Origin of the sequence: Methanobrevibacter sp., from assembly GCF_045636185.1 — an archaeon.
Classification (GTDB): Archaea; Methanobacteriota; Methanobacteria; order Methanobacteriales; family Methanobacteriaceae; genus Methanocatella.
The window spans coordinates 23379-34396 of the sequence record NZ_JAZTXC010000014.1; the positions used below are offsets into that span (position 1 = coordinate 23379).

The 11018-nt window shown below is 32.2% G+C and carries 14 protein-coding genes; 5 read left to right on the top strand and 9 right to left on the bottom strand.

Going from position 1 to position 11018, the window contains the following annotated elements; all coding sequences use genetic code 11:
* Position 1 precedes the first annotated feature (1 nt).
* Together ACKI3Q_RS01065 and pth2 are read right to left on the bottom strand one after the other, a co-directional pair.
* Complete coding sequence (locus ACKI3Q_RS01065) at positions 2-676, bottom strand: delta 1-pyrroline-5-carboxylate synthetase (protein ID WP_407413438.1); 675 nt, start codon at positions 674-676, stop codon at positions 2-4.
* 39 nt (positions 677-715) lie between these two features.
* Positions 716-1054 carry an aminoacyl-tRNA hydrolase gene (gene pth2, locus ACKI3Q_RS01070; protein ID WP_407413440.1) on the bottom strand — a complete coding sequence of 113 codons (339 nt, stop codon included), beginning with the start codon at positions 1052-1054 and terminating at the stop codon, positions 716-718.
* A gap of 156 nt (positions 1055-1210) precedes the next feature.
* Between pth2 and ACKI3Q_RS01075 the strand changes: the two genes are divergently transcribed.
* The gene (locus ACKI3Q_RS01075) at positions 1211-2989 is read left to right on the top strand and encodes a ribosome biogenesis/translation initiation ATPase RLI (protein WP_407413442.1); all 1779 of its coding nucleotides are present in this window, start codon (positions 1211-1213) and stop codon (positions 2987-2989) included.
* Positions 2990-3069: 80 nt separating this feature from the next.
* On the opposite strand, the gene ACKI3Q_RS01080 is transcribed toward ACKI3Q_RS01075, so the two are convergent.
* The 5 genes from ACKI3Q_RS01080 to ACKI3Q_RS01100 are packed head-to-tail and all read right to left on the bottom strand — an operon-like array spanning position 3070 to position 6725.
* On the bottom strand, positions 3070-3447 hold the full coding sequence (locus ACKI3Q_RS01080) for a putative zinc-binding protein (protein ID WP_407413444.1): 378 nt from the start codon (positions 3445-3447) through the stop codon (positions 3070-3072).
* 4 nt (positions 3448-3451) lie between these two features.
* Entirely contained in the window at positions 3452-4171 is a 720-nt protein-coding gene (locus ACKI3Q_RS01085) for a DUF362 domain-containing protein (protein WP_407413446.1), read from the bottom strand.
* A gap of 15 nt (positions 4172-4186) precedes the next feature.
* Positions 4187-5350 carry a pyridoxal phosphate-dependent aminotransferase gene (locus tag ACKI3Q_RS01090; RefSeq protein WP_407413448.1) on the bottom strand — a complete coding sequence of 388 codons (1164 nt, stop codon included), beginning with the start codon at positions 5348-5350 and terminating at the stop codon, positions 4187-4189.
* Between the two features lie 58 nt (positions 5351-5408).
* Positions 5409-6113: a DNA repair and recombination protein RadB gene (gene radB / locus ACKI3Q_RS01095; protein WP_407413450.1), complete on the bottom strand. Its 705-nt coding sequence runs from the start codon at positions 6111-6113 to the stop codon at positions 5409-5411.
* 30 nt (positions 6114-6143) lie between these two features.
* Positions 6144-6725, bottom strand: a complete 582-nt coding sequence (locus tag ACKI3Q_RS01100) for an L-threonylcarbamoyladenylate synthase (RefSeq protein ID WP_407413452.1) — start codon at positions 6723-6725, stop codon at positions 6144-6146.
* Positions 6726-6785: 60 nt separating this feature from the next.
* Here ACKI3Q_RS01100 and pgsA point away from each other — a divergent pair, with 60 nt between their 5' ends.
* Positions 6786-7352 (top strand): archaetidylinositol phosphate synthase, encoded by a 567-nt coding sequence (pgsA, locus tag ACKI3Q_RS01105; protein WP_407413454.1) that lies wholly within the window; start codon positions 6786-6788, stop codon positions 7350-7352.
* On the top strand, positions 7349-7600 hold the full coding sequence (locus tag ACKI3Q_RS01110; RefSeq protein WP_296796347.1) for a DUF357 domain-containing protein: 252 nt from the start codon (positions 7349-7351) through the stop codon (positions 7598-7600). Before pgsA ends, ACKI3Q_RS01110 begins: the two co-directional genes overlap by 4 nt.
* Before the next feature lie 41 nt (positions 7601-7641).
* Here ACKI3Q_RS01110 and ACKI3Q_RS01115 read toward each other — a convergent pair whose 3' ends face one another.
* Both ACKI3Q_RS01115 and ACKI3Q_RS01120 read right to left on the bottom strand, forming a co-directional pair.
* Positions 7642-8310 carry an ABC transporter ATP-binding protein gene (locus ACKI3Q_RS01115; protein ID WP_407413456.1) on the bottom strand — a complete coding sequence of 223 codons (669 nt, stop codon included), beginning with the start codon at positions 8308-8310 and terminating at the stop codon, positions 7642-7644.
* 9 nt (positions 8311-8319) lie between these two features.
* A complete protein-coding gene (locus tag ACKI3Q_RS01120) occupies positions 8320-9429 on the bottom strand; it encodes an ABC transporter permease (RefSeq protein WP_407413458.1) in 1110 nt (369 codons plus the stop codon).
* Positions 9430-9502: 73 nt separating this feature from the next.
* Here ACKI3Q_RS01120 and ACKI3Q_RS01125 point away from each other — a divergent pair, with 73 nt between their 5' ends.
* Both ACKI3Q_RS01125 and ACKI3Q_RS01130 read left to right on the top strand, forming a co-directional pair.
* Positions 9503-9745, top strand: coding sequence for a DUF3781 domain-containing protein (locus ACKI3Q_RS01125; RefSeq protein ID WP_407413460.1), 243 nt, complete (start codon positions 9503-9505; stop codon positions 9743-9745).
* A gap of 51 nt (positions 9746-9796) precedes the next feature.
* On the top strand, positions 9797-10864 hold the full coding sequence (locus tag ACKI3Q_RS01130) for an acyltransferase (protein ID WP_407413462.1): 1068 nt from the start codon (positions 9797-9799) through the stop codon (positions 10862-10864).
* Positions 10865-11018: the final 154 nt, after the last annotated feature.

Below are 11018 nucleotides of genomic sequence, written 5' to 3' on the forward strand. Positions count from 1 at the left end.
TTTAATCACCTATTATTAGTGTGTAATCGAAGTTATAATCATTTATATTATCATCTATAAGAGATAAAACCCTTTCAGGGAACTTTCCATTCACAACATAACAATTAGTCCCAAACCTTAATAAAAGAGATGGTAACATTACATCAATCGATGACTCTTGAAAAGTTAGTAATTTTGATGCATCGATTTTACTTATGAATGTTGAACCCGGCTCTTCCGGTTCTTGGGTATATATACCATTTACATTTGTTACTATAAAAAGGTTCGCATTTAACAGATGTGCAACATATGCTGCAATCGAATCTGAAGTAACATCCCATGAACATTCAAAGGGATCTTCATTTTTTAAAAAGTCAGACACCACAAAAATTGGAGTGAATCCTTCATCTGAAATTTCATCAATTTCATCAATTGAAAATGCCAATTTTGTAGAATCGACCTTATCATCTACAAGCTTTGCTATTATATCCATACAATCGATTGCAGTATAATGAGTCACTTCCGCTGAAAATCTTTGATCAGAATCATATTTTCGTATAAGATTTGCAAACTCACCGCCACCCAGAATAATTAACGAATCTGTGTTTTTTAGTTGTTCGGCAAGTTCAATTGCATAATCTGGAAATAAACTTCCCCCAATTTTTACAACCTGTTTTATGATATTAATCACACCCACATTTAATTAAAAATAGCTATCATTAAAATGATACTTACATCATAAAAGTTTTAAATCACCAGTCACTTCATCAATAATTTTATCCTCATCAGGACCAAGTGCTAAAACTGTAACGCTTGATGTAGGTATCTGAGTCCTTCCAGCATCAATTACCAAATAATTTGTAATATTCTTTTCATCGGCCAATCTTTTTAAAGCAAATAATTCATCAGCAGTTTTTACTTTACAAACTACTTTAGCGTAAGCCTCATTTTCCCATTTTCTAATCTTATCTTTGCTTGATTTTTTATAAGAACCTATAGACCCATGACAACACTGGGCGGCAATCTTACCTTTTCCCATTTTTAAATCTGTTCTTACAACCATTACCTGTTTCATAAAATCACATTAATTCGGACGATTAATTAATTATAATTTAGTAATGAATTAGTATATAATTTTTATTGAAAAAAAAGGAAAATTTGTGAAAGTTTAAAAATTATTAAATACATAATTTTATTATTAATAATTATTTTTTAATTTAAGGAGATAATAATGAGTCGTATTTCAATACTTGACAAGGACAGATGTCAACCTAAAAAATGTGATTATCTTTGTATTAATTACTGTCCTGGTGTCAGAATGGGTGAAGACACCATAGTTATTGACGAAGATACTAAAAAACCATTAATATCTGAGCAATTATGCGAAGGTTGTGGTATTTGTACTAACAGATGCATATTCGATGCAATAAGCATTATCAATTTACCGGAAGCTGTTGGAGAGCCAATCCACAGGTTTGGCCAAAACCAGTTTGAATTATTTGGACTTCCAAGTTTAGAAGAAGGAACTGTACTTGGGCTTTTAGGACCGAACGGTATCGGTAAATCCACAATAATGAACATTTTATCTGGAAATCTAATTCCAAACTTCGGAGACTATGAAAATCCTCAAGATAATTGGGATAATGTAATTGAATATTATAAGGGTTCATCACTTCAAACTTACTTTTCAAATTTAGCAAATGGTGAAATTAAAGCTATTTTAAAACCACAAATGGTAGATCAGTTACCTAAAGTTGTAAAAGGTAAAGTTAAAGATCTGCTTCAAAACGTTAATGAAAGGAATAAACTCGAATATGTTTGCCATGAATTACAGCTTGAAAACGTTTTAGATAGAAAAATGGAAAACTTAAGTGGTGGGGAACTTCAAAGAGTCGCAATAGCCGCTACAGTATTGCGTGAAGGAGATTTCTATTACTTTGACGAACCGACATCATGGCTGGATGTATCCCAGAGATTAAATGCTGTGAAAGTAATCAGATCACTTGCAGAAGAAGGAAAAAGTGTTTTAGTAATTGAACACGATTTAGCAACCCTTGATGCATTGTCAGATAATATCCATATATTATATGGTACTCCTGGAGGATACGGTGTTGTATCCGGAAGAAAAGGTGTCAGAATTGGTATCAATGCATACATTAATGGATTTTTAACAGAAGAAAATGTAAGAATCAGGAGAAATCCAATCGAATTTATAATAAGACCGCCAACACCGGAAGATGAAGGGGATGCACTTGCAAGTTATTCTGATATTTCCAAAGACTATGAGGGATTTAAATTAAGTGCTGATGCAGGAGACATATTTTATGATGAAATAGTAACAGCATTCGGTTCAAACGGTATCGGTAAGACCACTTTTGCAAAAATGTTGGCCGGTGTTGAAAAGCCAACTACCGGCGAAGTTGATGAAGAAGTTACAATTGCATATAAACCACAATACCTAGTAAGTGATTTTGAGGGAAGCGTAAGTGACTTTTTATTCATGAATGCACCAAGTTACGGAAGTAAAATCTTTGAAAGTGAAATCATGACCCCATTTGCACTGGAAGATATGCTGGAAAAGCAGGTTTCCAAATTAAGTGGAGGAGAACTTCAGAGATTGGCAATAGCTGCAACCTTATCAAAAGATGCTGAAATCTATCTATTCGACGAGCCAACAGCATTTTTAGATGTAGAACAAAGATTAGTTGCTGCAAAAGTTATTCGTAAAATGGTTGAAAGCAGAAATGCAGCGTCACTTATTGTAGACCACGATATCGTATTTATCGACTATATTTCCGATAGGGCAATGGTATTTAACGGTACTCCTGGTCTTGAAGGACATGCATCAAAACCAACCGATTTAAGATCTGCAATGAACGAATTTTTAGGAAATCTAAATATTACTTTCAGACGTGACAAAGAAACAAAACGTCCAAGAGTAAATAAACTAGACAGTTACTTAGACCGCGAACAAAAGGAAAAAGGAGAATATTATTACTTGTCAGATTAGAATTTAATTATTCTAATCATTATTATTTTTACCACACCATTTCTGTTTTCAAATGATGCAATAAAGATTTTTTTAATAATTTAAATGGAATCCAACTCTTTTAAGATATAGCGTTTCAATACTCTAACTGCCTCTTCACCATCATCATCCAATCTTATGGAATCATTCGGATTTAAATCAAAAGCCTTAACAACGTTTTCAGCATCAATGTTTTTAACAACATCAACATCTTTTTCCTTTAGGATTACTGAAACACAGTCATCACTACATCCAGTAATTGAAACTATCTTTGCATCATCCAATATTGGTGAACAATTATTTGGCTGTGCAGAATATTCAGTTATACATGCCGCTACGATATTATCATTATCCAAAGCTAACTCAACAGTAGCTGCTCTTACAACCAAACCTAGAGGACTTAATCCACTACATGATACCAATGCTATTTTTTCATTCATATTATTACCTCGCCTGTTTTCTATCATATCTTTTTTTAACTTTTTCATAACCTTGTTTAAAGAAAGGACATATCAGCATACATCTGCTGCAGCCTTCTTTGTGAGCGGTACAAACTTTTCTCAGCAATTTTTCATTCTCATCAAATGCATTTTCTGGACATCTGTCAATGCAAATTCCACATGTTGAGCAGAAATCCTCAACCCACAGCATATCATTTTCCTTTTTGTAGGGAAGATTTTCAATTGAGGTCTTAATCATGAAAAAACCTAAATTAACTCCTTCCTTGAACATGCACATGTTACTTCTCGTTATTATACAATCATTGGATTGCATTGCAATTGACCTTAAACTTACACGGTCATCTAAAGGATGAATTAAATCTGCATTATAATTATTTTGTCTTAAAAAATCGGCTATTTCAAATGTTTTTTTACCTACATTCTGAAATTCCTCATCCTCCAGAATAGCCTTTTCTTTTGAATTCTCCATCTTTAAAATATCTTCAGACATTTCATACTTTAAAATAAGAATATTATCCCAGCCAATATCCCATTCTTTCTTAAAATCATCAGATAATTTAGAATAACTGACCCCAATAAAGCCTTTATTTAAAACTAATTCATTAAATTCATTTAAAAAATCATCAGAAGTAGAAGTCAGAGGATTGACTGGATTTTCAACTTTATAAAAATTAGGAATAGGGTGATGATATCTTATACGCATATCATTAACCCTCAATTATTTTTTTCTTAATGCTTCAATAGCTTTTGGGAATTCTTCACAGAATATTTCAATCTGTTCTGTTGGAATTGAAAAACTAATACGTAAATATTCATCTCCAAACAGTTCAGAAGTATATTCTCCTTCTCTTGCAAATATTCCTCGGTTAAATAAATAGTTAGATAATTCTTTAGGATTTATGCCCGCACCAGAAACATCAACAGCCATCATATTTGCATCAGACGGATAAACAGGCAAGAATACACCATCAATTTCATCAACCATTTCTTTAATTAATTTCTGATTAGTGAATGAAATATCACGGATTTTATCTTCCCATTCATCTTTAGATTTTAAACCCGCAATTGCGCCGTACTGTGCTATTATGTTAACCCCTAAGTCATTAATAACTGCATTTTTAATAACATCAATGATAGGTTTTGATGAAACTACACTCCCTATTCTTAAACCAGCCATTCCAAATATCTTGGAAAAACTGTATATCGTCAATGTTTGGCCAGGAGCATAATTTTCAGCATGAAAATGCTCTCTTGCAAAATCCTTATAAGTTACATCATGCAATAAGTATAAGTCGTTTTTTATAGCAATTTCAGCAAATTCTTTTAATTCTTCCTCTGTATATGAGGAACCTAATGGATTTAACGGATCAATCAAAATTACCAGTTTAGTATTTTCATCCATATTTTCCCTTAGCAATTTTGGAGTTAATTTGTATCCGCATTCTTCATTATAAATAGGAATGTATCTTACATCAAGGGTAAAACGATTTGCAAAGTCCCCTATAATGAAATAACCTGGATCAGACAATATGACATTATCTCCAGGTTCAAGCAATGCCTGCATACATAAGTATAAAGATTCTGTCGCTCCAGCAGTTAATAATACTTCACAGTCATCAAATCCTAAATCATCCAAAATCAACTGCCTGAGTTCAGAGAAACCTTCTGGAGGAGGGTACTTGCAATATTCCTTTTCTTTTACACAAGCTGCCATTGCATCAGCTATAACGTCTCCATGAAGATGATTTGTATTTTGACCCATCCAAATCATGTCTTTATCTATAAACACATCTTCAAAAAAATCATTTGAAGAATCATATCCTTCAGGAGGTACCCTTTCTGTTTTTTGAAATTTTTTCTTAGGGTGTTTAATATCATTCATAATAATCACATGTAATTCCAAATAATTAATTTATTTAAAGTCATTTATAAAATTAATGCTAACTAATCCCACGGGAAGTGATTCGGAAAACTGCTTGCCGGCCTTCACCAATACTGCGATGGCGCTTTAAAGTAGCAATCCTCTGATTAGTTTCTTCACCACGTTCCAATTGGATGATAACTTTGCTCCAATATTGGAGAACCATACCTCCAACAGCACGAACATCATTATTTCCTTCATCATCAAATGCAGTGTAGATTTGATTTGTGACAATAACTGCAATATCAAATGATCTGGCAATTTTGGATAGGATACCCATTTGTTTACCTAATTCCTTATTAAGCTTTGATGATTTCATATCATCCACACGATATAGGGCAACAGCAGAATCCAAAATAAAAATATCTGTATCCGCATGATTTTTTCTAAGCCATAATTCTATAGCCCCAATATTTTCGCCTTGCTCTTGAAAAGTAGTCGGTTCAAAAACCATTATGTTATTAGCTACTTTAGAAAAATCATTACCCGCAATTTGTTTGATTCTATCAATAGAAATTCCACCTTCAGTGTCCATATAAATAGCTTTTTTACCATTTTTAGCAACATTTACGGCCAAACATAAAGCTAAATTACTTTTACCAGAACTAGGAGGTCCAAAAATTTGAGTAACAGTACCCTTTTCAAATCCCCCATTCAGTAAATTATCAATACTTGAATTGGTTGGAATTTTAAGATTATCTTCAAGATTAGCTAATACTTTCATAATAATACTTTGTTTTTTATAAAATATATATTATCTTCTTATGAATGTTGGCTGTGGCATTGTCAAGTCAACAATTGTTGATGGTTTTCTAGATTCCAAAGGTCCGACATCAATTACCAAATCAACATCACAACCTAATTGGTCTAAAATTTCTTTTGGAGTAGACAATATTTCTTTATCAGACAAATTAGCACTTGTAGTAGTGATTGGAAATATCCTGGCCAATTTACAAGCAATGCTGTTTTCAGGAACCCTTACGCCAACATGAGTTAATCCACTGGTGACTACCCGTGGAACAATATTCCTTTTATTTAAAATAAAAGTATATGGACCTGGCAGGTATTTGTCCAAAGTATCCTTTTGATAATTAGATATTTTGGCAACTAATTCAATAGAATCAGTATCGGAAACTAAAATAGACAATGGCTTCAATAAATTTCTTTGTTTAATTTTAAAAACATTACGAACTGCTTTATTATCAAATATATTCGCACCTAAACCATAAACAGTGTCCGTAGGATATATTATAACCCCACCATTAGCCAATACATCAATAGCTTCATCAATTACATTTTCATCAGGATATAAATTGTCTGTTTTTAATATTTTCATTTTTAAATAATCCATAATTTTTAAATAATTATATATGATAATTTCTTTATATAATTAAGTATGCTTGAAAGTTTAAGACCATTATTAACAAAAATATTAAATCCTCTTGCCCGAAATTTAAATATAAATCCCAATATTGTAACGGTTATTTCACCATTTATCGCTGTTTTGGCAGCATATGGATTTGCCAATCACCTATTAATTCTTGGTTGTATTGCTATTTTACTATCAGGATTATTAGATGTGGTTGATGGTGCGGTTGCAAGATACCACAACAGGTCATCTAAATTTGGAGCATTTCTCGATTCTACAATGGACCGTTTTGCTGATGCGATTATTTACATTGGTATAATATTTGGTGGATACTGTGACTGGTTCATTGGAATTTTAGCAGTTCATTCTGCAATAACAGTTAGTTACGTTCGTGCAAGAGCAGAATCACAAGGCGTTGACTGCAGTGTTGGAATCGCTGAAAGGGCTGTTCGTATGATTATTTTAATGGTAGGTGCACTTATTGGATACTTTACACAGCCAATATACTTTACTTACACGATTATTATTTTAGTAATATTATCTTATATTACAGTTGGACAAAGAATTTATCATGTTTGGAAGGCGTTAAAATGAGTGATTTAGAAAGCGCAGAAAAAATAGCTAAAGACATTAAAAAATTAGAGAGAAACCTAAACCAAGTTGCTCATATCGAATTTACCGGAAAAGAAAAAGAAGTTTATGATAGGGCTGTCGACTATTGGAATGATTCTAAATATTATCTTGAAAAAGAGGATATGCGAACTGCATTTGGTTGTATCGAATATTCACACGGTTTACTTGATGCTTTAAGGATTATTCATGACACTATAGATGATTATTAAAAAAAATGTGGAATTTAATCCACATTCATTCTATTTTAAATTTAACCAACATTGACCAATTTACCATCCAAAACTTTAATTACCCTATCTGCAAGTCTGGCCACAGCCATATCGTGGGTAACCATTATTAAAGTTACATTATTATTCCTATGCAAGTCAATTAATTGAGCAAGGATTTTAACACTTGTTTTTGAATCCAGTGATCCTGTTGGTTCGTCCGCCAATATAATAGAAGGGTCGTTGGCAAGTGCACGTGCAATCGCAACCCTTTGCCTTTCACCACCAGATAATTTAGATGGACTTTGGAATGCCTTGTCACGAAGACCAACTATATCAAGTAAAAACAATGCCTTTCTTCTCATTATCTTATTTGATAATTTGGATGTGAACATCGGAATTTCAATATTTTCAACAACAGACAAATTTGGAATCAAATTATGAAGTTGGAAGACAAAACCTATTTTTTGAGCCCTGAATTTATTTAAATTTTTATTTGAAGTTAAATCATAACCTGCAACATTGATATAACCTGAATCCGGTGAATCTAGAGCGCCAAGCATATTAAGCAATGTTGATTTGCCTGAACCGGAAGGTCCTATAATAGATACGAATTCACCTTCCCTAATTGTTAAATCAATTCCATTTAATGCCTTAATATGTCCGTTTTCATATGATTTGACTAAATTATTAATTTCAACAATATTTCTCATAAAATCACCTCATTCATACCTCAATGCTTCAGTAGGAGGCAATTTAACTGCTTTAACAGCAGGATATAATCCTCCAATAATTCCAACAATAATTGCAATTACAAAGGCCTGTACAAATATTTCCGGCGTAAATGATGGAGTTACATTCATCATAGGTCCCAAAAGCGTAGTAACAACAAAACCAATAACCGAACCGATAACAGCAGACAGGATTGTTATAACTAAAGATTCACCAACAATCATAGTCAATATCTTTCTATTGGACCATCCTACAGCCTTAAGAACACCAATTTCACGAGTTCTTTCAAATACGGACATCAACATTGTATTAATAATACCTAATGCACCAACAACAATCGCCAGAAGTGAAATACCCCAAGAGGATGCCTTAAGCATATTTAACATGTCTGCCATCTGTTCCATTTCCATAATCGAAGAAATAGTAGTAATATTGTCCCCATACTTTTCATCGATTCTGTCAGCCACTTTCTGAGGGTCTTGGCCACTGGCTACCTTAACATAAATATTGGAAATGCTATTGTTATCATCATTGATTTCCGCAACCTTAGTGATTGATGTGAAAACGGCCTTTGCCATATTAGTATCTCCAGTTTCATAAATACCCACTATTTCAAAGTCCTCGCCATCAACCGTAAGATTATCTCCCACGGATAAATTATTATCCTGAGCATAAACCTTACCTACAATAACTTCAGAAGAATTATTATTAAACATGCGTCCGCTACTAAGAGATATATCCGCCATACTGGTACCATTAGGCTCGATACCAATCAGCGTTTTCATATAATCATCACCAATCGGCGTCAAAATAACATAAATCGGCATTACTTCAGCAACACCACTGACATTACCTATAATCTCAGTCCAATTTGCATCTATAGTATTAGTACCATAAGCGGAATCCCCAGTGTCTTTACCACAGATAGAAAAATCAGAACCTCCCGCGTGAACAGTATCCTCAAAGGTCGATACCAAACCGTTTGTAATTCCACCAAGAGCAACAATAACTACAATGCCTATACAAATACCGACAATAGCCAAAATAGCACTGTTTTTTCTCCTGAATGGATTTTTAATAATGAACTTTAAAAATGACATAATAATAGATTATGCATAAACATATAAATAAATTATTCAACAAATGGATAACATACATTAATCTGGTGTTAACATGCAAGAAAAAGAGATTCTATTACAGAACATTGATAAAGTTCACACAACAGAAATGGGCATTGGACGAATATCAAAAAATTTAGGGATTTCCGGAGATGTTGTTGAATACTGTAAAAACAAAACTCTTAAGGAAGAATCCGTTGTTGAACATAAAGGAAAGAATTTTTATGTGACAATTGATGATTGCATTATTACCATCAATGCATCAAGCTATACCATAATAACCGCACATAAACTTTGAATTGAAAAATTTAATTAATTATTTATAATATTCTTTATAAATGGATATAATATGAAAAGAGAAAGGATTATTTATCTCGATTATTTAAAAGCATTGGCCATATTTGCAATAATAGCCATGCACATAGCAAGTTTTATGGCAAACACCAAGGCTTTAAACTTGACAATGCATAATCTTTCACAGATCGGCAGATTTGCAGTGCCTATGTTTCTAATGGTATCCGGTGTTTTATTACTGAATCGGGACTATGGTTCTTTTAAAGATTTTTTCATCAAAAGATCAACCAAAATAACAATACCCTTTGTATTCTGGGTTTTGATTATCATTCTTCTAACTATGTATTTTAACAAGTATACATTAGATAATCTATTGCCTGTAGTCTATACTTCTTTTTTTAATTTTGGCATATTATGGTACTTTTGGATGATTATCGGAGTTTATCTAGCTCTTCCAATCATTAACGAATATGTTAAAAATACTGGTTTGGAGGGAATTAAATATTTTTTAGTTATTGGAATCATCGCATCAATAATCTATCAATTCTGCAAAATATTTAGTCTTCATACATATTTGGACTTCAGACTCTTTATCGGACCTATTTTCTACATACTGTTAGGCTATTATTTGCATAATAAAAAATTCAATATTTCCAATAACAAGATTGTAATAATTTCACTGGCATTGTTTATTGTTACATCACTGCTAAAAACAACATTAAATATATTGTCTGCAGATTATACGATATTCTATGCTCTCAACAACCATACATTTGTTGATGGAGGAAATATATTCTTTGAAACATATCTTGATTTGGGAATCTTGGAAATTACTCATGTGAGCTCATTATTCCTATTATTAAAATATTTGCCTTTAGACAAAATATCCAAGTCAATCACCAAGTTCTTTACATCAGTTTCAAGATCAACCTGGGGCATATACTGTTCACATTCAATATTTTTAATATTAATACCTGGATATATAAGTAATATTCATTTATCAGGAACTAATACAATTATCTTAATAATTATACTATCTATTATCGTATTTATTATGGGCTATATCATAACGCTGGTTTTAAGCAAAATCCCATATTTAAATAAAATTTCAGGTTATAATTAGAAATATTTTAAAAAAAAAGAGGATGTGACGCAAAATTTTTAATCTAATTTTGTGTTTTTGATTTTTTTATAATTTTTCTTATTTTTAGTTGTTCTTTCTGTTTATTTCGTTGTATATTCTTTTTAGGTTGTGTCCAATTGTGTATAGTTTGAAT

Bases quoted from the DNA above. Each gene is read 5' to 3' on its own strand.
- pth2 (WP_407413440.1), bottom strand. From the start codon at position 1,054: ATGAAACAGGTAATGGTTGTAAGAACAGATTTAAAAATGGGAAAAGGT.
- ACKI3Q_RS01075 (WP_407413442.1), top strand. From the start codon at position 1,211: ATGAGTCGTATTTCAATACTTGACAAGGACAGATGTCAACCTAAAAAA.
- ACKI3Q_RS01080 (WP_407413444.1), bottom strand. From the start codon at position 3,447: ATGAATGAAAAAATAGCATTGGTATCATGTAGTGGATTAAGTCCTCTA.
- ACKI3Q_RS01085 (WP_407413446.1), bottom strand. From the start codon at position 4,171: ATGCGTATAAGATATCATCACCCTATTCCTAATTTTTATAAAGTTGAA.
- ACKI3Q_RS01090 (WP_407413448.1), bottom strand. From the start codon at position 5,350: ATGAATGATATTAAACACCCTAAGAAAAAATTTCAAAAAACAGAAAGG.
- radB (WP_407413450.1), bottom strand. From the start codon at position 6,113: ATGAAAGTATTAGCTAATCTTGAAGATAATCTTAAAATTCCAACCAAT.
- ACKI3Q_RS01100 (WP_407413452.1), bottom strand. From the start codon at position 6,725: ATGAAAATATTAAAAACAGACAATTTATATCCTGATGAAAATGTAATT.
- pgsA (WP_407413454.1), top strand. From the start codon at position 6,786: ATGCTTGAAAGTTTAAGACCATTATTAACAAAAATATTAAATCCTCTT.
- ACKI3Q_RS01110 (WP_296796347.1), top strand. From the start codon at position 7,349: ATGAGTGATTTAGAAAGCGCAGAAAAAATAGCTAAAGACATTAAAAAA.
- ACKI3Q_RS01115 (WP_407413456.1), bottom strand. From the start codon at position 8,310: ATGAGAAATATTGTTGAAATTAATAATTTAGTCAAATCATATGAAAAC.
- ACKI3Q_RS01120 (WP_407413458.1), bottom strand. From the start codon at position 9,429: ATGTCATTTTTAAAGTTCATTATTAAAAATCCATTCAGGAGAAAAAAC.
- ACKI3Q_RS01125 (WP_407413460.1), top strand. From the start codon at position 9,503: ATGCAAGAAAAAGAGATTCTATTACAGAACATTGATAAAGTTCACACA.
- ACKI3Q_RS01130 (WP_407413462.1), top strand. From the start codon at position 9,797: ATGAAAAGAGAAAGGATTATTTATCTCGATTATTTAAAAGCATTGGCC.